Annotated in this window: 19 protein-coding genes and 2 pseudogenes; 15 read left to right on the forward strand and 6 right to left on the reverse strand. The window is 68.6% G+C overall.

What is annotated here, in order from left to right; translation table 11 throughout:
- Positions 1-19: 19 nt before the first annotated feature.
- From PBV52_RS45620 to PBV52_RS45665, 10 genes and pseudogenes are all read left to right on the forward strand, one after another.
- On the forward strand, positions 20-322 hold the full coding sequence (locus tag PBV52_RS45620; protein ID WP_274247433.1) for a hypothetical protein: 303 nt from the start codon (positions 20-22) through the stop codon (positions 320-322).
- Between the two features lie 56 nt (positions 323-378).
- Positions 379-1,629 (forward strand): ATP-grasp domain-containing protein, encoded by a 1,251-nt coding sequence (locus tag PBV52_RS45625; protein ID WP_274247435.1) that lies wholly within the window; start codon positions 379-381, stop codon positions 1,627-1,629.
- A complete protein-coding gene (locus tag PBV52_RS45630) occupies positions 1,626-2,786 on the forward strand; it encodes an MFS transporter (protein ID WP_274247437.1) in 1,161 nt (386 codons plus the stop codon). Before PBV52_RS45625 ends, PBV52_RS45630 begins: the two co-directional genes overlap by 4 nt.
- On the forward strand, positions 2,783-3,436 hold the full coding sequence (locus PBV52_RS45635) for an HAD family phosphatase (RefSeq protein ID WP_274247439.1): 654 nt from the start codon (positions 2,783-2,785) through the stop codon (positions 3,434-3,436). The genes PBV52_RS45630 and PBV52_RS45635 overlap by 4 nt, the downstream gene beginning before the upstream one ends.
- Before the next feature lie 45 nt (positions 3,437-3,481).
- Positions 3,482-4,344, forward strand: a pseudogene (locus PBV52_RS45640) (DUF317 domain-containing protein).
- A gap of 27 nt (positions 4,345-4,371) precedes the next feature.
- Positions 4,372-4,859: pseudogene (locus PBV52_RS45645) on the forward strand (hypothetical protein).
- A gap of 68 nt (positions 4,860-4,927) precedes the next feature.
- Entirely contained in the window at positions 4,928-5,713 is a 786-nt protein-coding gene (locus tag PBV52_RS45650; protein WP_274247441.1) for a DUF317 domain-containing protein, read from the forward strand.
- Between the two features lie 37 nt (positions 5,714-5,750).
- Positions 5,751-6,743 carry a collagen binding domain-containing protein gene (locus tag PBV52_RS45655; RefSeq protein ID WP_274247444.1) on the forward strand — a complete coding sequence of 331 codons (993 nt, stop codon included), beginning with the start codon at positions 5,751-5,753 and terminating at the stop codon, positions 6,741-6,743.
- Positions 6,744-7,033: 290 nt separating this feature from the next.
- A complete protein-coding gene (locus PBV52_RS45660; protein ID WP_274247446.1) occupies positions 7,034-7,579 on the forward strand; it encodes a hypothetical protein in 546 nt (181 codons plus the stop codon).
- 124 nt (positions 7,580-7,703) lie between these two features.
- A complete protein-coding gene (locus PBV52_RS45665; RefSeq protein WP_274247449.1) occupies positions 7,704-8,228 on the forward strand; it encodes a hypothetical protein in 525 nt (174 codons plus the stop codon).
- Positions 8,229-8,327: 99 nt separating this feature from the next.
- On the opposite strand, the gene PBV52_RS45670 is transcribed toward PBV52_RS45665, so the two are convergent.
- Entirely contained in the window at positions 8,328-10,037 is a 1,710-nt protein-coding gene (locus PBV52_RS45670; protein WP_274247451.1) for a hypothetical protein, read from the reverse strand.
- A gap of 354 nt (positions 10,038-10,391) precedes the next feature.
- On the opposite strand from PBV52_RS45670, the gene PBV52_RS45675 reads away from it, so the two are divergent.
- A complete protein-coding gene (locus PBV52_RS45675) occupies positions 10,392-10,607 on the forward strand; it encodes a hypothetical protein (protein WP_274247453.1) in 216 nt (71 codons plus the stop codon).
- Between the two features lie 61 nt (positions 10,608-10,668).
- On the opposite strand, the gene PBV52_RS45680 is transcribed toward PBV52_RS45675, so the two are convergent.
- The 3 genes from PBV52_RS45680 to PBV52_RS45690 are packed head-to-tail and all read right to left on the reverse strand — an operon-like array spanning position 10,669 to position 15,995.
- The gene (locus tag PBV52_RS45680; protein WP_274247454.1) at positions 10,669-13,818 is read right to left on the reverse strand and encodes an error-prone DNA polymerase; all 3,150 of its coding nucleotides are present in this window, start codon (positions 13,816-13,818) and stop codon (positions 10,669-10,671) included.
- Positions 13,811-15,328, reverse strand: coding sequence for a DNA polymerase Y family protein (locus PBV52_RS45685; protein WP_274247456.1), 1,518 nt, complete (start codon positions 15,326-15,328; stop codon positions 13,811-13,813). The genes PBV52_RS45680 and PBV52_RS45685 overlap by 8 nt, the downstream gene beginning before the upstream one ends.
- Positions 15,329-15,335: 7 nt before the next feature.
- Positions 15,336-15,995 (reverse strand): hypothetical protein, encoded by a 660-nt coding sequence (locus tag PBV52_RS45690; protein ID WP_274247458.1) that lies wholly within the window; start codon positions 15,993-15,995, stop codon positions 15,336-15,338.
- Between the two features lie 267 nt (positions 15,996-16,262).
- Here PBV52_RS45690 and PBV52_RS45695 point away from each other — a divergent pair, with 267 nt between their 5' ends.
- The 4 genes from PBV52_RS45695 to PBV52_RS45710 all read left to right on the forward strand — a co-directional run bounded on the left by PBV52_RS45695 (position 16,263) and on the right by PBV52_RS45710 (position 19,670).
- Positions 16,263-16,895, forward strand: coding sequence for a hypothetical protein (locus PBV52_RS45695; protein ID WP_274247460.1), 633 nt, complete (start codon positions 16,263-16,265; stop codon positions 16,893-16,895).
- 34 nt (positions 16,896-16,929) lie between these two features.
- Positions 16,930-18,021, forward strand: coding sequence for an XRE family transcriptional regulator (locus tag PBV52_RS45700; RefSeq protein ID WP_274247462.1), 1,092 nt, complete (start codon positions 16,930-16,932; stop codon positions 18,019-18,021).
- A gap of 69 nt (positions 18,022-18,090) precedes the next feature.
- Positions 18,091-18,576: a hypothetical protein gene (locus PBV52_RS45705; RefSeq protein WP_274247465.1), complete on the forward strand. Its 486-nt coding sequence runs from the start codon at positions 18,091-18,093 to the stop codon at positions 18,574-18,576.
- Between the two features lie 35 nt (positions 18,577-18,611).
- Positions 18,612-19,670: a serine/threonine-protein kinase gene (locus PBV52_RS45710; protein ID WP_274247467.1), complete on the forward strand. Its 1,059-nt coding sequence runs from the start codon at positions 18,612-18,614 to the stop codon at positions 19,668-19,670.
- On the opposite strand, the gene PBV52_RS45715 is transcribed toward PBV52_RS45710, so the two are convergent.
- Together PBV52_RS45715 and rplS are read right to left on the reverse strand one after the other, a co-directional pair.
- Entirely contained in the window at positions 19,634-20,035 is a 402-nt protein-coding gene (locus PBV52_RS45715) for a hypothetical protein (RefSeq protein WP_274247468.1), read from the reverse strand. The two genes, PBV52_RS45710 and PBV52_RS45715, sit on opposite strands and share 37 nt — an antisense overlap.
- 285 nt (positions 20,036-20,320) lie before the next feature.
- Complete coding sequence (rplS, locus tag PBV52_RS45720; RefSeq protein WP_274249969.1) at positions 20,321-20,662, reverse strand: 50S ribosomal protein L19; 342 nt, start codon at positions 20,660-20,662, stop codon at positions 20,321-20,323.
- Positions 20,663-20,927 lie beyond the last annotated feature (265 nt).

The following is a 20,927-nucleotide window of genomic DNA, read 5'->3' on the forward strand; positions in this document are numbered from 1 at the left end:
TCAGTCTGTGGAGAACTTCATGCCCACCACCGTCCTTGGGACGAACCGCGCGAGTGGTCGCACCATCACCGAACAGTTCCACGCCTTCGACGCACACAACCCGCACGTCTACTGGGCTCTGAAGCGCATGGCAGCCCGCCGCCTGGCCGCCGGCGCCATACGGGTCAGCCTCAAGGACCTCTTCGAGGAATTGCGCCGCCAACTCCCGTACGGCGTCGCCGGGCTGAACAACAACTTCACCGCCCTCTACGCCCGCCGCCTGATCGACGACCACCCCCACTGGGCCGACGCGTTCGAACTGCGCCGCCGCCGCGCTGCCTGAGACATCCCTCTTTCTCTTCCCTCGTCCTGCCGCCTACCGACTCGGAGAACCCCTTCTTGTCTGCTCGCCCCCTCGTACTCGTCGTCTCTCCGGGCGATGAGGCCGATCGCGGCTACTGCCTTGAGCAGGTGGCCGCCGCGTACGACATCGTCCTGCTGACCGGCGCCGAACCCTCGTGGGAGAAGCCGTACATCGTCGACCACGCCGTCGCCGATCTGAACGACACCACTGCGCTGCTCTCCGCCGGCCGGGCTCTGGCGGAACGGCACGACCTTGCTGGGGTGGTCACCTGGGACGAATGGCGCCTCATCCCCACCGCCCGCCTCGCCCGCGCGCTCGGTCTGGCCGCGAACTCCGTCGAGGTGATGCGGGCCTGCCGCAACAAGGCCACCGCCCGGACTCTGTTCGCCCGCCACGGAGTGCCGTCGGCCGCGTCGATGAAGGCGCGGAACCTGCGGGAGGCTGAACTGGCGACGAGGATCCTTGGCCTTCCCGCCGTCATCAAGCCCGCCGCAGCGGCCGGCAGCATCGGCGTGATCCGCATCGACCGTCCCGAAGAACTACCCGCCGCCTTCGCGTTCGCCTCGGCCGGCGCAGGCCGCAGCCGCGAGGACACCGGCGTCCTGGTCGAGGAGTACCTCGACGGACCCGAAGTCTCCGTCGAATGCGTCACCCACCACGGCGAGACCACCGCCGTCGCAGTGACCCGCAAGCGCCTGGGCCCCGCACCCTACTTCGACGAGACCGGGCACACCGTCGACGCCGCCGATCCGCTCCTCACAAAGGTGGCACCGGCCGCCGCTGCCGCCATCAGGGCCCTGGGGATCATCGACGGCGTGAGCCACGTCGAGATACGCCTGGTCGGCGGGCGGCCCCGGCTGATCGAGGTCAACGCACGCCTGGGCGGCGACATGATCGGACACCTCGTCCATCTGGCCACCGGCGTCGACCTCGCCCGGGCCGCCGCCGACATCGCCTGCGGGCGAACCCCCGACCTGACACCCACCCGCTACCGGGCCGCGGCGATCCGTTTCATCTACCCGGCCTACTCCGGCACCCTCACCGCCCGCCGTGTCACGCAGCCGACCGGGGGAGTGGAGCGGGTGCGCTTCCAGCGGCAGGCCGGCGACCAGCTCGTGCTGCCCGAGGACGGCGGCGATGTGTACACCGCCCGCATCGGCTACCTGATCACCACCGGGCCGACTGCCACCATCGCCCAGGCCCGCGCCCAGGAGGCGTACCGCAACCTCGACGTCCAGGTGGCCGCCACTCAGACGGCCCCGGCCACCGGGGAGTACTCCGCGTGAAGCAGACCGCGGCGCCTGAGCTGGCGCGCAGCCGCCGCCTGCTGACCGGCTATTTCGCGGGCATGGGCGTGGTGATGGCCGTCTTTGGCGCACGCATGCCCGCCGTCCAGCACACCGCAGATCTGAGCACCGCCGGGCTCGCCCTGGTGTTGCTGGCCGCCGCTCTCGGCATGGTCGCCGGACTTCAGACGGGCGGACGCCTTGCCCACCCGGCCCGCTTCCCCGTGCTGCTGACCGGCGGAGCCATTGCCCTCGCCGCCTGCCTTGCCGCCGTCGGGGTCTGCCGAAGCCTGGAGAGCCTGTTGGTGGCGGCGTTCGTCTTCGGCGCCGCGCACGGCGTCCTCGACGTCGCGGCCAATGCCGCGGCCGTCTGCTGCCAGGACGCCCACGGCCGCCCCATCATGGGGCGGCTGCACGCGAGTTACAGCCTCGGCGCCCTCACCGGTGCCGCACTGGCCGCCATCACCGCCCACACATCACACACCCTTCTGTTTGCCGTCGTGGCAGCTTGCGCCGCTGCGGCGGCAGGCGTGACCACGCGGCTCGCCCACACCGTCGCCAGCCCTGCACTCGTGCCCGTCCAGCACGGTGCTGCACGGGGCCCGGTCGAGCAGGAGGTGTCCCGGCGCCGATTGTGGCTGCTGGGTGCGCTGGCTGCTGCCACGCTGCTGGGCGAAGGAGCCGCTGCCGACTGGGCCTCCGTCCACCTGCACGACCTCGGCGCGACGGCCGCGACCAGCGCCGCGGCGTACGCCGCCTATAGCGCTGCCATGGCCGCAGGCCGCCTCGCCGGCGACCGGCTCACCGCCCGCTTCGGCGCCCCCGCCGCCGTCCGCACGGGTGCCGCGGTGGCCGCGCTCGGCCTCGCCACCGGTCTGGCCGGCTCCACCATCGCCTTCGCCCTGCTGGGCTGGGCGGCCTTCGGTCTGGGGCTGTCCGTCACCATCCCCAGCCTGATCACCGCCGCCGGACAGGGCGGACCCCGCGCGGTCGCCACCGTCGCGGTCACCGGCTACGTCGGCCTGCTCGCCGGCCCCGCCGTCATCGGCGCCCTCGCCACCGTCACCGCCCTGCCGCACGCACTGCTGCTGCCCGCCCTCCTCGCCGCAGCCGTCGCCGCCCTCGCACCCAAAGCCCTGGAGAAACCGACCCCTTGACCCACACTTCCGCCTCCCCGACCGGCGTGGACGCCCTGATCCTCGACTACAACGGCGTTCTGGGACGACAGCCCGCCCCAGCCATGTGGACCCGGCTCGCCGACCTCGCCGAGTGGCCCCACCGACACATCCCCTCCTTCCAGGACGCCTTCTGGACTCCGCGAAACGCCTATGACGCAGGGAAGTTGAGCAATCTCGCCTATTGGGCGAAGGTGCTCGGACACCACCCCGGCCCACGCTGGCTGCGCACCCTGGTCGCCGCCGACACCGCCATGTGGACCCGCACCGACCCCTTCGTCCTCGACACCCTCTACCTCGCCCGCGCCGCGGGCCTGCCCATGGTGCTGCTCTCCAACGCCCCGGCCCACCTCAGCACCGTCCTGGACGCCACCGACTGGCGGCGCGAGCTGATCGACGACGCCCTGTACTCCGCCCGCCTGGGCCTGTGCAAACCCGATCCGGCCGCGTACGAACACGCCCTGGCCGCCACCGGCGTCGACGACCCGTCACGCGTGCTGTTCGTCGACGACCGCGAGGACAACTGCCAGGCCGCCGCCGAGCTGGGCCTGCGAACCCTGCACTACACCGGCCAACTCGCAGATCTGCAACAGAAGTTGCTGCCCGCCCCGGTCAGCAACTTCCGTTCCTGACCCTCATGCCACGCAACCCACCACCGCCCCGACCCCAGGACATTCGTGCCCGACACCGAAGAGATCGACGGCGACGTCTACGTCTCCCCCCGCCATCTCGCCTCCACCACCGGGACCGGCGATCCCGCCCTCGCCCCTCTCCTCGACCTCGGCTGGGACCTCCGGTACGACGAGGAATCCAACGTGTACCTGAGCGCTCCCGACCGGCGCATTCGCCTCGGATACCTCCCCGAGGGTGAGGACGACGGGCTCTGGCGCATCAACGCCTACAAGGACTCGTTCGGCCCGCCAGCATGGGGCGTCTGTTTCAACGACCGCGTCCCCACCGAGTTCGTCCAGGCGTTCACCACCGCCCTCGCCACGGCGTACGAGCAGGGGCCGGACGCCTACCTCGCCCGGCCGGTCTCCGGGACCGACGAGCACGACCCTTTCCTCGCCGTCGTGCCGCTCCTGAAACAGGGCTGGGAGATCGACCGCCCGCGCTGGGGCGTCTTCACCGTCCAGGCCGCCCGGACGGACTCGCCGGCATGGAGTTCACCACCGGAGACCTCGATCCGGAAGCCGAGCTGACGACGCGGGACGCCCGCTGGCAGCTGTGGGCGGGCACGTCCATCGACCGGCCCGTCTGGTACGCGACCGCCAGCACCGACACTCCCGTCGCCCTGCTCACCGCCGTCACCCAGAGCGTTGCCGACCCGGCCCCGCTGCCCCGGTGGCGCGAGAACACCTTCAGCTACATCAAGGGCATGGCCCAGCTCACCCCGATCCTCCCGCCCGAACGGCTGGCACCGACACCGCTCGACGTGCAGCGGGCTGCCGCATCCCGCCGCCCGACAGCGCTGCCCGCGGGCAGCGTTCCGCGCTGGAGCACCACCAGCCGACCGGCTCTGCCCGGCCCACGCCGCTGACGCCACCCGACCCCGACCGGAGACCCGTTGTCCCTGCAGGCCCCCGAGTTCTTCGCCGAACTCTGCCTTCCCCTCCACGACCACGCCGTCGTAGGCAACACCTACTACTCTGCCCCGGTTCCGGGCACGCCCCTGCGGCTGCGGATCGACTTCAGCCGCACCATCTACGCGGACACCTACGGTGGCCTGCGCCTGGCCGTCGTCCACCCGGACCGCGGGGAGATCGACGTCGTGGTGCTCGGCTTCGTGGACCACGGAGCCTTCCACCGCCGCGACGAGCCTTCAACACAAGCCCCAACGCCAGCGGGTACGGCACGTTCGGCAAGTACCACCGTCCCGGTCGGCCACCGTGGGACGGCGCCGTCACCACCGGGCTGCGCGATCCCATCGAGCACTACACCGCCGTCTGGTTCCCCGGCTCCTGGAACGCATCCGCGCCCAGCCGTACGGCGGGCCGGACCCAGAACACGTCTCCCGTCGTGCCCGCCGCGCGTACTGGCCTCCGCGCCCGCTGAGCCGCGCCCACACCCGCCGGCCCCAGCGTCCACACTCTCCCGACTTTCCCGCAGGAGCTCTGCCCGCGATGACCCACCCCTTGGAGAACCTCGACCCGGCCCAGACCGTGCAGGTGCTTCCCCGGCACCTCGCCGGAGCCGGCGCCATCGACCCCCGCACCGTATGGGCCTTCCCCTTTGACGAGGGCTGGTCGTTCGCCCAGACCGACGCTGGCACGGCCACCGCGTTCAGCCCGTGCCTGCGGCTGCAGACCACTTACGATCCCAAGCCCGACCATATCGGCAAGGGCACGTGGACCATCAGCGCGCACCAGGCCCCGTTCACCCCGCCGACCTGGCGGATCACCTTCGACGCCACCACCCCCGTCGAGCTACTGCACGACGTCCACACCGAGCTGCTCAACCTCTACCTCGAAGATCAGCACAGTGACAGGGACTGGCTGTTGCAGGACGAGACCGCGCCGCACGAGGCGTACACGCCGCTGCTCACCCGCGGCTGGCGCCACGACGTCAAGACCGACGGCACGCAGACCTTCCTCACCCCGGAAGGACTCGGCGGAGTACGCCACCGGTACGCCAACAGCAACTACCGCGAGCCGGCTTGGCGGGCCTGGGGCGGGTTCCCGAGCGAGCCGCACTGGAGGGCACGCTTCTGGTTCGGCACACCCACGACGCTCGTCGCGGCCTTTACCGCCTCGCTGATCTCCACCGAGCCACTGCACCGCGCCGTGAAGGACGTCCCCCTCCACACCCGCCGCGCCCTCTACGTCGCCACCCCGACAGACAAACAGCCGCACGGCAACACATCTGTCGCCCCGCCGCCTCCCACCCCGGTCTCTGGCCGAACCCGATGACCTTTCCCGCCCCCTGATCCAAGGAGTCCTCCTGCTCGTGCACGCACGTTTCGTCCGATCCATCGCCATGGCCGTCGCGGTGACCGGCACCCTCACGTGGGCGCCGGCCGCGAGCGCCCAGCCCGCCGAACCGACCCCCTCCGCGTCCGCCGCCCTCACCGAGACACCGGTCCCGGACGAGGGCAGCGTCGAGATCACCACCCAGGACCCGGCCGGGGACGCGCTCCACGGCGCTGCGTTCCTGCTGCTCGACTCCGCCGGCCAAGAAGCCGGACGCGGGAAGACCAACGCACAGGGGAAGCTGACCTTCCCCGACCTCGCACCGGGCGTCTACCGGCTCAAGGAGACAGCCTCCGGCAGCGCGCTGCACGAGGTCGTCGACGACCGGGACGTCATCGTCGCCCCGGGTACCGACACCCCGCTGACCATCATCAACCCGTTCAAGTCCGCCTCGGTTCTGCTGACGGCCAAGGACGACAAGAGCGGCAAGCTGCTGGCCGGATCCACGGTCAACATCGGTAGCGGCTCCCAGACCATCCTGACGCTGACCACCGGCTCCGATGGCACGGCCAGCGGCAAGCTGCGCGTCAACTCCCGCACGGGCAGCGACTTCTGGGTCAAACAGGTGAAGGCGCCCGCCGGCTACCAGATCTACGCGGCCGTGAAGGCGTTCAAGGCCAAGCCGGGCGATGCCGTGCCCGTGACCGTCACCAACGCCAAGACCGTCACCACCCCACCGCCCACGGAGAAGCCGACCGGCAAGCCCAGCAACCGGCCGGCCCCGGACCAGCCCGGCAACGATGAGGACATCCCGGCGCCGTCCGCCTCGGGTACCCCGACCGCCGACGAGACCGCGTCGAGCACCGCTGCCCCCGCCCCCGCAGGTTCCCTCGCACACACCGGCGCCGACGCCACCCCGTGGCTGATCGGCGGCGCCGGAGTCCTGATCGCTGCCGGCGGAGGCGCCCTCTTCGCGGCTCGACGCCGACACGCCGAGGGCGCCACCGACGACGACACCACCATCGGCTGACCTCACCCGCTCACTCCGCCAAGCCCCCGGAATCGGATCGCTCGATTCCGGGGGCTTGGCGTGGGCGCTCATGTGGGGCCAGCTGCTGGAGGCTCTGTCGGTCGTCACCGCCCCGACTGGCCGCCGACTTCTGCCAGGCTCTGGCGACATCGAGGCCGAGGAGCGTTGCGGACGCGGAACCGAGGGCCTCCCACGGGGAACTTGGGCCAGATCAGAACGAGCGTCGGCCCCAACCGCTGAGGTTCCTCAAGTGGGGGTCCTGCGCGGCTGCTGGTGGGCATCCTTGGCCCATGTCGCTCGCAGCAGTCGCCATCGTCGTGGCGTGCATCAGTGCCCTCTTCACGGGGGCCAACATGGCTGTCTCGCTCGCTACGTACCGCCGTGGCCGACCACGCGTCTATGTGAGTGCGTACTGGAACCCCTACGCTCCACCCCGCGTTGGCACTCGGCAGCAACGCGGGTACTTCACGGTCCACTTGGTCAACAAGAGTCAGGCTGCGGTGAAGGTATCCAGGCTCTACGCGGATTTTGACCGTGGCCGCAGATGCTCACACCTAGTAGCTAGGTCAAAGTGCCGCTTGAAGATCATCAAGGGTGAGGAAGAGAAGGAAATCCCACCTTTCGGCGGTATCGAGTGGACGGCACAACCCGATACGGCCAGAACTCTTCAGGTTGCAGATATCAAGCGTGCCAAGCTAACCGCAGTGCTCACGAACGGGACCATGATCCGAAGCAAGTGGCTCCCGAAAATCCCTCGCCCTCTCCTGGGCCCATGGAGTGAGGCAGCCGAGCGTTCAGGGCAGCTCTCCTTTGATGACCTTCAAGAGGCGGAGTAGTCATGGAACCCGATTGGTGGGCCCGAGGTGTCGCCATGGGTGCTGCGGGTGCAGCAACGGGCAACGACTTCAGTGCCACTGAGTCTCCGGACGCTGACCGAGCGCTGGAAGAGGGGGAGTAGCCATGGGCACTGCTGAGGTTGCCATGGTGGTGTCATCGGCAAGTGCGCTGTTCACCGCAGCCAACATGGTCGTCTCGTATCGCACGTTCCGACGGGTGCGACCAAGCGTGAAAGTGCGACTGTGGCGCACGGGAGTGGGGTTGCGCGAGCGCGAGACCAAGCGCCGTTCCTATCAGTTCGCCGTGAGGCTCCTCAACAACGGCACCACTCCGGTCACTGTTGAACGCATCGAACTCTGTCGCTACAAGTCGCGATACGGCAGACGTCGTTTCGAGTTGGTGAAGGGCAGCAGATTCGACACAAAGGGGAGGTGGGGTGATCCGCCACCGGTCATCCCCGCTCTTGACGGCACGGTCCAGCACTTTATGGTGGATCAGGGAGTTCTCTCCAATGGTGATCACCTCAGGTTCCGCATTCTGCTGTCCAACGGACGTACAGCAGCAAGTCCATTGCTGCCTCCCAAGCAATGGGCCGTGGAGAGCGACACCGACACCGATAGCAGCGAAAGCAGCGAGAGTAGCGAGTGAAGCTTTTCCCGGCGGAGTCCTCGGCGAGCCGGATCAACTCCGACCTTCGCGAGTTCCTCATCGGCTGATGGGACTAGATGCGGCATCTGCGTCCGGGGGTCAGTCCAGCCAGTGCACGAGACGGGCTTCGTCGTGGACTGACAGGGCACGTTTCTCCAGGCCGAGCGCGTACTCCCGGGCCTCATCGCTGCCCTGCGTCAGCATCAGGCCGGACATGCTCAGCAGGCGGGCGCTACCCAGGCAGGCCACATCCAGGGCCAGAGCGAGCATCTCGGGGGAGATGTCATGGGCGGACAGAATGCCGTCGCGGTAGCGGGCCATGTGAACGAGGCCGATGGGTGTGCTGTGTGTGACCTGGCTCAGCAGCGAGTACGCCACCGGCAGCCATCCCGGCTCTGGGTATGGCGCCCCCATGAGCAAGAGCATCTCGTCGATCGACGGCAGCGGCTGGCGGCCCTTGGCTATCGTCTCCGGCCACTCGACGACGTTGTCGGGCAAACGGAACAGGCTCTTGGCGGCAGCGAGAGCTACGCCGTTGCCGGCGAACAGCTCGATCGTCTTCTTCTTCCGCGCCCGGAATTCGTCGAAGTAGCGGGTGGACCGTTGGACGAACGCGTCCTCGTCTTCCGGGTCCTGCACCAGCCAGGTGAACCGGGCGGCTTCCTCCAGAAGCATCCGCGCGGCGAACACCGACGTGACACTGGCATGATCCTCGAAGGTGCTCATCACGGTCGAGAACGTGGAACGGGCCCCGGCGTAGGCGAGAACGCTCGCCAATTTGGGATTGCCGTGTGCCCACGGACTGGTGATCCAACTGTTGACGAAATCGGCGTACTCCCGGGCCGCTGCGACGACCGGGCCAGCATGGGCAATGTCCGGTAGCAGATCATCCCGGGCGACCAGGGCATCAGGACGAAGACGCCGTTTGCGTTCCTTGGTCCTGACCTTCGGCGCGCCAGCGGCAGGAACCGGGTCGCCCAGACCATGTACCGCGCTTGCCGCAGCAACGACATCCTCGGTCAGCCGCATCAACGTCCCGAGGAAGCCGCCCTGCTCAACCTCCGGCGGCCAACATTCCGGAACAGCTGCGCACACGCCAAGAAGCGTGACGGTCGCGCCCACGGCCGCGACATGCATGAACAGCGCTTCGTGATCAGCCCGCAGATCATGCCCCGGTACACCACCGGCGGCCATGCTGCTCTGCAGACCCAGGAGGTTGCCGTGACCGGCATGCCCCAGAACCATCACCGCCCCCCGAAGCCCTGACATGGCCAGCATTCCCCGGGCTGCCTTCAGCAGATCCTCAACGCCCCCACCGATCAGCGCGGGCGATGCCGGCCGCGTCGGTGAGGAAGCGAGGAACGTGTCGAGGAGCTCGGCCGTATCCGGAGGTGACGGCGCGGACAGCGCCGCCAGCGACGCTCCCGTCAGGTCGGTGACGCCGTTCAGCGGAACGAACCACCGGGCCAGATGCGGGCAGCTCGCCTTGTGGTCCTCCAGGTAACCGCAGATACGGTTACGCTCCTCAAGCATGCTGCCCAGCAGAGCTGGTCGCCGCTCCGCGGGGGACGCAGCGATCCACTGCCAGAGCAGCCCGTCATCGAACAGACTGCGGGCAAGTGCCCCCACGACCGTGCCACCCATCCCGGAGCCCAGCAGCGAATCGGCGCAGGCGTATCGCCAGCGTGCGTACGGAAACGCCGACTCGGCAAGGAACTGATCGCCCGGCCCGTCGAAGTGAAATACCGCAGGCAGCGTGTCGAGATGAAACCGCAGCGCTCGCGTCGCTGCCCGCAGAGAAACGACCAAAGGGTCTATCTCGCACCCGTCAGGCCACGTGCCGTCAGTCCCGTACGATTCCCCGCCCATGCCCGCCCCCGTCTGCCGATCCTCCCTCGCCATTCTCCCCTTCCCGCCCGAGGCCCGAACCGCCCCGTACCGGCCCTGGCACGGCCTCCGTGCTTCTCTGAACTGGCGCTGGTGAGGTGGTCGGGTCAGGAGTGCCCGTGTTCGCCGCTGAGTTCGTGGTAGCCGCGAAAGTCGAAGAAGTGCAGGCCGTCGATCACCGCTCCAGATAGGATTTCCGGCAGGGTCCATGGGTGACGCGTGTCGCAGCGCTGGTCATGGCACGTCCCTGCCGAAGAGGATCGACAAGGAGTTGGGGTGGTTCGGTCAGCGGGCCCGACGCTGCACCGAGGATCCTGCCGCCGTTGCCGCACCCAGCTCACCTCCGTCGCGGGCGGCTCGGACATGATCACGGTGACGATCTTCAGCCTCACCCGCAGCGCCGAACTAGCCCCGGTCGGACACAGCTACCGTGAAGCGGCGGCGCCCTGGATGACCATCACGCTCGCGCCCGACCCGCAGGGCGGCGCGTGATGCCCAGCGGGCATCACGATGACCCCGCCGCGGGCGTGGGTGAAGCTTCGCCCTCGGATCGTCACCTGAAGCGCCCCGGCTGATGGGCCCGAGCGGGGCCTGCGAGGGCATGCGCGCGGTGCACGATCATGTTGACCGAGCCGCGGTCTCGCTCGATGTGCCCTTCCAACAGCACTGCAGGGGCGCCGAGGACTGTCTCGCGCGTGCGTTCCCAGACCGGGGGAGAGAAGATCAGGTTGATCATGCCGGTCTCATCCTCCAGGGCTCCGAAGGTCACTCCCTTCGCCGTCGGGGGCCGTTGGATGTACTTGGCCAGTCCGCCGACCCGCACCCGGGTCTGGTCGGCCAGATCACGGACCTCGCGCGCAGGCTGCGCCCCGTGCGAGGCCAGCAGAGCACGCAGGTGCTGCGCCGGGTGGGCGGTGGCGCTGGCGCCCGAGGCATCGAGGTCGGCAGCAGTGGCCTCGGCCGCAGTCATGACCGGCAACTCCGGGGCGGGCGCCAGGTCGTCCAACCCCGGTAGGACCTCCTGGATCTCGCCCGTATAAGCGCCCGCCGACCACAGAGCGGTGCGCCGGTCCACACCGAGCCCACCGAACGCCCCGGCCGTGGCCAGCTGCTCCATCAACTTCGCCGACAGCCGTGTGCGGCGGGCAACGTCGGCCACCGAGCGGAACGCCACGGTGCCTCGCGCGGTCAGGATCCGCTCGGCGATCTCCTCGCTGACCCCCGTCACGGAGGTCAGCCCGCGACGGATCGCCGACCGCCGCTCCGGCTGATCGGCGTAAGGCTCCAGCGTGGCGTGCACACCGGAGCACTGAATGTCGGCACCCCGGACCTCGATGCCGTGCTGCTTGGCATCCTGGATGAGGGTCTGGGAGTCGTAGAACCCCATCGGGAGATGTGCCATGATCCCCGCCAGCATGGCGTGCGGAAAATGGTACTTCACCCAGGCGCTGGCATAGATAATGCCTGCCATCGACTGGGCGTGAGACTGCGGGAATCCATAATCCGAAAACGCCTCTATCATGCCCACAATTCGCTCGGAGGCGGCCTGGCCGATGCCCTTGGCGGCCATCCCGGCAAGCAGTCGTCCGCGCAGCCGTGCCACCTTTTCGGGAGAGTGCTTGGCGGCCATCGCCTTACGGAGACGGTCCGCCTCGCCCGGAGTGAACCCCGCACAGTCGATGGCCAGGGCCATGGCCTGCTCCTGCCACAAAGCGACCCCGAGCGTTTTGGAAAGCGCTGGTTCGGCGAGCGGATGCGGATAGGTGACGGGCTCCAGGCCGGCCCGCCGCCGCAAATACGGATGTTTTGATCCGGCCTGAATGGGGCCCGGCCTGATGATGGAGGCGGCCACCGCGAGGTCCGCGAAACACCGTGGCTGAAGCTGGGGCAGGGTCGAGACCTGTGCCCTTGACTCGGCCTGAAATACGCCTATGGTCCGGCCTGCGGCAATCATGGCGTACACTTCCGGGTCGTCCTGCGGAATCGTGGCCATGTCCAGGCTGATTCCGTGGTGTTCGGCAATGAGGTCGCATGCGGTGTGCAGGGCAGCCAGCATGCCCAGTCCCAGGATGTCAATTTTCAGAAGATGGGCGGCGGCCACATCGTCTTTGTCGCCTTGCAGGACCGAGCGGCCTTCGCGGGTGGCCCATTCGACCGGCATGATTTCCCCGATGGGCTGGCGGGTCAGCACCATCCCTCCGACATGGATACCCAAATGCCGTGGCAGGGTGTGCAGTTGTCCGGCGAGGTCGCGTACGTCGTCGGGGATGTCGGCCTCGGGCCCGGGTGGCTCGTGGTGGATATGGCGGGTCATCTCGTTGATTCGTGCCATGGGATAGCCGAGGGCGCGTGCTGAATCCCGTACGCTCAGGCGGGGTTGGTAGGTGATGAGGTTCGCCACCTGGGCGCAGTGGGACCGGCCGTATTTGGCATACAGGTACTGGATCACCTCCTCCCGACGGTCGTTCTCGAAATCGATGTCGATGTCCGGGTCGGTCTTTTCGGCGTGCAGAAATCGCTCGAAGAGCAGGCCGTGCTTGAGTGCGTCGACGGAGGTGATGCCCAGCGCGTAGCAGACCACCGAGGAGGCGGCGCTGCCGCGCCCCTGGCACCAGATGCCCTGCTCGGTCGCGTACCGCGTGATGTCCCAGCAGATCAAGAAGTAGCCCTGCATGCCCATGTCGGTGATCACGGACAGTTCGTAGTCGAGCTGTTTCCACGCCGCCCCGGCTGCCGGGTCGGTGCGCGGCCCGTATCGGCGGGCGCAGCCTTCTTCCGCGAGGTGGCGCAGATAGCTGCCGGGGGTGTGCCCGGCGGGCACCTCGAAGTCCGGCAGCTGCGGGCGCAGTTTGCTCAGGTCGATGACGCTGCTGCGGGCGAGGTCGACGGCGGATGCGATGGCCTGCGGGTAGCGGGCCATGAGGATGCGCATCTCCTCGGCGGTGCGCAGATGTGCTGTCGGGGCTGGCGGCAACTCCCCGATCGCGGTGTCGAGGTTCTCGCGGCGGTGCAGCGCGGTCAGCGCCGCCGCCAGCCGCGCAGATCGCGGGGCGGCGTACCGCACGGCGTTCGTGGCCACCACCGGCAGTCGCCATCGCTGCGCCGCCGCGTGCACGGCGGCGTTGCGCGGGCCGTCTTCGGGCAGCCGGTGATCGACGAGTTCGGCGTGCAGGTGGGTGCGGCCGAAGAGGTCCACCAGCCGGTCCATCCGGGCATGGATGGCGTCGGTGTCGTAGGCGGCCTCGCCGAGAACGGGGCAGCCGGTGAGGATCGCCCACTGGCCCTCGTGTGCGGCAGCCGACAGGGCGTCGAGGTCGTAGACCGGGGCGTTCTTGGCGCCGGCCAGCTGCCCGGCGCTGATCGCCGCGGACAGCCGAGTGAAGCCCAGCAGGCTGCGGGCGATCACCACGATCGACCCGAGGCCCTGGTCCAGGGTGAGTTCGGCGCCGTAGACGGTGCCGATGCCGTACTCGCCCGCGGCCTCAGCCAGACGTCTCGCGCCGTAGAGCCCGTTGGTGTCGGTGATCGCCAGGGCCTCGATACCGAGGCGGACGGCCTCGGCGACCAACTCCTCCACGTGGTTGGCGCCGAAGAGGAACGAGCCGGCGGAGTGCACGTGCAACTCCGCCCAGCCGCCGCCCACAGGCATCGGCGCGTCGCGCCTATCGGGGAAGGGCAGCACCTTCCCGCGAGGGTCAGCCATAGAGCGCCTCCACCGCCCACCGGCCGTCCTGGATGTGCAGCAGCCAGGCGCGGCCGTCCGCGCAGGCGACCTGCAGGCGCGCAAGGCGGCGGGCCTGCGCGGGGATCCACCAGTCCTCCAGCACCGGCCACGGTCCGGTCCACCCGGTCACCGCCACCGGCGCGGCGCCGTCGATGGACAGCGCGGTGGGGGCCTGGGTGAGCAGGGTGCGTCCGCTCACCCCGACCGGGCCGCCATCGGCCCCGATCACCTGGGCAGGGCGCGGGGTGGGGTAGACCACGGCCGGGTGCGGGGCCGGCAGCCGCCCCGGCCACGTCCCCTCCACCAACGGGCGCGAGCGCGCATCGCCGTACGGGATGTCCACGATCCGCTCGCCCGGACCGCGGCCTCCGGCGAGTTCCTGACGTACCACCGCGCGGTGTCCGAGCATCGCCTGCAGCTGCCCCGCGGCGTGCTCCAGCTCCTCCGGCGCGATCCGCGGCCCGAACAACAACGACTGCCGCCCGGTCGCCGCCGACAGTCCCTCCGGAACCAGCCGCAGGGTGGTGATCCCCGCCGCGGCGGCGAGCTGCCCGGTCTCGGCCCATGCGGCGATCTGCCAGCGCACCCGTTCGGCCACCGCCAGCGCCGACAGCCGGCCCTCGTGTCGCCACAGCCGCGACAGGCGCAGCCCGCTCGTGAGGCCCACTTCGACCTGCAGCCTGGCGCACACCGCCCCGGCCCGCGCGAGGCGGGCGTGAAGCTGTTCGGCGAGAGCCTTGGCGAGGAAGATGACCGGCTCGAGATTGTCCTCGGGCGGCTCGAACGCCTCGGCCACGCTGTAGTCACTATCCGCCCCGGATGCGTTGAGCGGCCGGGCCTCCTGGCCGCGGGCGGTGCGTTGCGCCGCGGCGCCGTCGTGTCCGAACCGGGCCAGCACCCGGTCGCCCGGCAGTGCTGCGAACGCGCCCAAGGTGGTGATGCCCAGGCGGGGCAGCAGCTGCGACAGCCGCGGGCGGCCCAGCACCCCCACCGGATACGGGGCCAGGAACTCCGCGCTCTGCCCGGCCGGCACCAGGACCCCCACCTGCCCGGCCCGCACCGCCAGGGCGGCAGCGAACACGGTGTCCGCCGCGCCCGTACGTGATTCGACCCCAGCGTCGGTGAGCACGGTGGTGATGTGCTCTACGAGGGCCGGCTCGCCGCCGAAGTAGCGGGCGGGTCCGCGAGCGGGCACGGCGATCAGGCCCGGCCGCAGGACTTCCATGTGCGGAGCGACGCGCTTCTCCAGCAGACGCAGCACCGGCTCGAACGCCCGCACCTCCGCCTCGGGGTCCCGGTCGAGCAGCCTCAGCCGCGGACAGCGCCCGGATGCCTGGCGCACCCGCATCCCGCGCTTCACGCCCTGCCGACGGGCCTCCCTCGAACAGGCCAACACCCGCTCCCGCGCGATGATCGCCACGGGCTCGTCGTGATCCGCGCCCGCGGCCACCACGGGCCAGTCCATCATCCAGATCGCTAGTGCACGCAACTCCGGCTCACCCCGCGGTGACAGGCCGCAGCGGCACCACATCCGCGCCCGCGGTGGCCGCGGGCTCGGCGATCAGCTGCACCGAGCCGTCCGGCCCCGGCAGCCACACCTCGGCATGCTGCGGCTGCGCCGCAGCACCCCGACCAGCCACGACCAGACGGGCGCGCCGGCCGGCGAGCAGACCAAAGCCGTCCCCGAGCCCGTCCCAGCGAGCCTCGGCCACCCGCAGCCGCAGCTGCGCCTCCGGCCAGTCCTGCCAGGTCAGCAGCGTCGTACCGGAGCGCCGCAGGCGGGCCGCAATGCGACGGCTGGTGCGCACGGCCACCTGCCCCACGGGGCCGAGCAAGACCACCGGCGCCGCCTCGCACACCGTCGCCAGAACCTCGGCCCACCGCCCTCCCGGCTCGGGTACGGCCAGCCCGCACGCCAGGTCCAAACCGGCATCCGCCGCAGCCAGCCCGCCGAGCTGCGGCAGACCGACCGCCGCCCAAGCGCCGCCGTCGGCGGCGGCCTCCGCGGCCAACGCGATCAGCAGGGGCAGGTCGCCCCCAGCGCTCACCACCGCACCCCGGGGCAGCCTCCCACCCGGGAGCAGCCTGGAGAGCGTGCCGGACTTGGCTCTGGCCGCCTCCGGAGCCCCTCGCTCACCAGGCGAAACGACGTACATGAACACATGTTCGATTCCTTGTGCGAGAAATGCAAGCGGGTCGACGCCGCACCACTCGCAGGAGGTGCGTCGGAGTGGCTCTTGTCACCGGAGGGGTCGGTCGGCCGCCCTGGGTGAATCCGTAGGGGGCTCGGCAGTTGTCACTGTCTGCTCGGGCTTCCGTAGAGCGGCAAATTCAAACTGGCATGCGATAGTCCCCGTGGTTTCAAAAACTATCCCTCGAATGAGGTAGGGTTTTTGAAACCTACGGTTCGGTTGGAGGGGCTCGTGCGGAAGCTGGAAGGCAACCAGCAGCGGCTGGCGGAGTTAGACGTGGCCATCGACGTGTTTCACTCCTCTCTGGAGGCCGCGATCGAGGACATCCGCAGCTGCACGGACTTTGACGCGCCGATGATGCGCGGGGTCATGTTCTGGAGCCGGGCCAACAGGTATCTGGCCGAGGCCCTCGTGCCTCAGGAGTGGGTGCGGACGTCCCGGGACAACATTCTGCGGGTGGTCCACCCCACGGGGAGCCATGCGATCACCGCCATCAGCGGGGCGGGAGGCGTTGGGGATCTTCGGATGCCGGTGCGCTCGAAGAACCCGAAGGGGCCGGTCATGGCCCGCCTGGTGGAGACCAACGGGCAGTTCGCGCTTATGTCGCGCGACGAGATCCTCTTCGGGCGGGAGCTGGAGGACATCCCGACGTGGTTCCTGCTGTACGAGTGGCGGGATGGGGTGCTGTCTGCCGAGCTGTCGCTGCCGGTCAGGATGAACGGCAAATTCGTCGACGAGTGGCTGGAGCGCATCCCTCTGTCGTTGCCGAACCTCGGCGACCCGGGGGCCGATGTAGGACTCCTTGACGAGCCGGCCGATGACGAGCTTGGCCCGGACGTCGTGGTGGAGTTGCTCGGGGGGTAACTGGTAGGACGAGTGCGAGTGGGAGCGGCGGAGAGTGTTCACCCCTGAACGGCTGGTTCTTGCGCGGAAGCGTAGGCGGATGACCTTGGCGGACCTGGCGAGGAAGTCGGGCGTCTCGGCGCAGAGCATCACGGCGTTCGAGAACGGGCGCAGGGTTCCAACCGAGGACACGCTCGGGCACCTTGCATATGCGCTCGGCTATCCGGTTCAGTTCTTCGCCCGCCAGCGTCCCGTGGACCTGCAGGTCGACCAGGTGAGTTTCCGTGCACCATCGAAGATGACGGCGATGGAGCGCGAAAGCGCTCTAGGATCTGGGGCTCTTGCCATGGATCTGAACTCGTGGCTGGGGGAACGGTTCCGGCTGCCGAAAGCCAACCTGCCCACCTACCCAGGTGAGGATGCTGAGGACGCCGCGGAGCGGGTACGTGCCGCCTGGGGCCTGGGCGAGGCGCCAGCACCGAACATGGTGCACCTCTTGGAGGCCAACGGCGTCCGTGTGTTCTCGCTGCCATCGGACTGCCTGGACATCGACGCCTTTTCCACCAATGAATCCAGCATCCCCTACGTCTTCCTTAACACCCGCAAGACCGGTGAGCGGGGTCGCTTTGACGCCGCCCACGAGCTTGGGCACCTAATCCTTCACTGCGAGCACCGCATCCCGCATGGCCGCGACTCCGAAGGCGAAGCCAACGACTTCGCGTCGGCCTTTCTGATGCCCCGGGCCGGCATCCTGGCCCAGCAACTCCACGGCGCCAGTGTCGACCGGATCATCAGCGCCAAGCGCCGATGGGGCGTATCCGCGATGGCCCTGGCCTATCGGCTGCGCAAGCTTGAGCTGTTGTCCGAGTGGCGATACACCCAGACCGCCAAGGAGTTGACCAAGCGGGGCTACCGAACCGGCGAACCTGGATCGCGCCTCGGACGCGAGAGCAGCCAACTCCTCGCCAAGGTCTTTGATGCATTGCGTACGGCTCGCGGCGTCACCCCAGCCGACATCGCTGGGCAGTTGTTCATCCCGCAGGAGGAGCTGAACGACTTCGTGTTCGGGCTCGTCCCTGTCGGAATCGATGGTGGAGGCCAGAGCTCTCCGCCATCCAGGCCCGGTCTCCGCCTGGTTCGCAGCTGAACCACCAGCACTGCGGCACGACCATCCTTACCCGCGACTCCCCTGTCCCGTTCTGAAAGCAGTGGATACGTGAAAGTCCTTGGCATCGCCATTGCCGCCGGCGCCCTCCAGTACGGCGCCCTCCGATCCGATCCGGCCACATCCCCGATCTCCGACGCCCCTGAGCGTCTGGGCAAGGCGGACGGGCTGACGGGGACCGATCTCATCGCGGACACCTACCGTCGCATCAAGCAGGACATCCATGGCCTGTCGCCCGACCTCGTGATTTTGGTGGCCACCCGCAAGAACGCGCAGTGGGCCTACCGGCAGGCCGCTGACCGCGCGTCCCTGGAAGCACTAGTCCAGCTTGCCTGTCACGAGGAAGGCATCCGCTGTGAGGAATGGAAGACCGAGAAGATCGGCAAACTCATCGGCGTGCCGGCCGCCGCGATTGACAGCGTCGACCTGGCGCAGTTGGGCCTCTCAGCCCGGCCCAGGTACTGGGCCGGGCGCGGTGATGCCTTTGCGGCGGCCCTCGCCGGGCTGAACGAGTCAAACGCACAGGCCGACCGGTAGCCCCGGCGTCACCCCGATCAACGGAGAGTAGAGCGGTGACCGAGCAGAAGCGACGCCTGATCCTGGACTACGAGTCCTTGCACAGCATGCCGCTGGGCGTCCACGAAGTGCACGTGTGGTGGGACCCGCACCTGGGGAACTGGCTTGTCGGCAAGTGCGTCGATCTTGCCGAGTTCCAGGACGACGCGGATCTGATCGAGCCTCAGCTCATGGAGAGGATCCAGCATCGCAATATCGTCCCTGTGCGGGCCGTGGCCGGGGTTCCCGGCTATCCGCAGCCGATGCGCGTGATCGAGATCCTCATGCCGTACTACGAGGCGGGAAGCATCACCGACGCCCTGGAGGCTGGCCGGACGTTCACGCCCAGGAAATCCCTCCAAATCATCCAGTCTGCGCTTCAGGGGCTGCGAGAGATGCACGAGCGCCACGGAATCCTGCACCGTGACATCAAGAGCCCCAACCTGTTTCTCACCGATGATGCCGATCTCGTCAAGATCGGCGACCTGGGCGTGGCTGGCCGGATGGATGCTTCTGGGTCCACACCGGCCATTCAAGTGGCGCACCTCTATGCGCCCCCAGAGATCATGATCGGACCTCGCGTCACTGCAGCGTCGGACCTCTACTCCCTTGGCGTGGTCCTTGTGGAACTGCTGGCGGGGAAGTTCGACTACGCGTCCTACAGCCGCACCGACGTCGTCGACGCGCTCCAGCAGGGCCTTCCGCCGCTGCGTGCCGAGGACCGCAAACTTCCTGCTTGGGCCTGCCGACGCCTTCGTCAGCTGGTGGCCAAGGCCACACACTCAGACCCGGCCCGGCGCTTCACGACTGCTCGGGACATGAGCATGGCCCTGGCCGCAGTCAAGATCGCTGATTGGCAGCAATCCGAGCCCGGCACTTGGCAGGCACCCCATTTGTGGAAGGACGAGAGTTGGAGGGTCACAGCGACTTCCGCCGATGGCGGGGTCGAGCTAACCCTCCTGCGGCGCAAGCAAGCCTCGTGGCGGCGTGTAGGTGCGTCGCAGGTGGCCAGCACGCTGCAGGACGGAAAGGCGCTGGCCTATTTCGAGGAAGCCAACAGACGAGCTGTGAGCTGATCGACTGCCTGCGTCAGTACTTTGTCGGCCTCGGCCGAGCATTTAATCGGTGCCGCAGACTTGGACTCCTCGACAGCTTCCGGAGTCACGGTAAACCGCGCTAGGCGGCCGATTCCTGCCGGTTCGAGAGCGCCGCTGCGTGCGAGTTGCCAGACCTCGCCTCGGACCCGGCGGGCGTCGATGCCTTGCTCGGCGATCATCGGTGCCAGAAGCTGGCGCCACTCCTCATGACCGGCTCCGACGGAGCAGGCCCACAGTTGCTCAACAAGTACCTCCGCAGCCCAAGCGTGCCGCGGCAGCGAACGTTCAGGTAGTCGGGCGATGCACTGAGCCAACAATGCGCCCTGCGGACTCATCGCCTCCATGCCACCTCCCCGGATCGGGCACTCGCTCACAGGCTCAGTATGTCGCCAGCGTGCCTGACCGCGAGGTGCCGTGCAAGGGCGTGCGAGCCGCTAATCGTACATGTATTTGATTTTGGTGAATGGTGTGGGTCTCTACCAGTGCGACGGCAGTCCGGCAGGACCCGATCCGGCGCCGAAGCACGGCTCCTCGCGGACGCCCAGCCTCGTGGCCGGGTGGCGTCAGCACACTCACGGCCAGGGCTTCGGTGGCGCACGATCAAGGTTCTACAGCAGACGGCAGATCTACTACTGGCGATGCGACCTGCTCTTGATCTTCGCGGCTTTGCCCCTTCGGTCGCGCAAGTAGTAGAGCTTGGCGCGGCGAACCGCCCCCCGGTCGACAACCTCGATCTTGTCGATGACTGGGGTATGGACGGGGAAAGTCCGCTCCACGCCAATACCGAAACTGATCTTGCGGACCGTGAAGGTCTCTCTCACTCCGGATCCCTGGCGACGGATGACGAGTCCCCCGAAAACCTGGATACGAGTGCGGTGGCCTTCAACGACGCGTACGTGGACTTTGAGGCTGTCACCTGACCTGAATTCCGGGACGTCAGTGCGCAGCGACGCCGCGTCGACAGAGGCCATGATGTGTCCGGCGCGGCCATCATGTCTCTGCGATGCCGTATCGAGCGGCTCTCCCCTGTGCAGCGATGCGTGAGGCTGTAGAGCACCTTCCGCCTCGTACATTGGTGCAAAACGCGCGTGAAGCTCTTCCACTTGTTGGCGAGTCGGCGGCCCCTGGAGGGACAGCTCCATCATGGCGCGTGCCACTTCCCCGGCGACCTCCGCAGAAATGTCGGGGTTTCCGGCTCTGATCAGCTCGCGGGTGGCGTCCTCAAGCGTCGTCATG

Source organism: Streptomyces sp. T12 (assembly GCF_028736035.1).
Classification (GTDB): Bacteria; Actinomycetota; Actinomycetes; order Streptomycetales; family Streptomycetaceae; genus Streptomyces.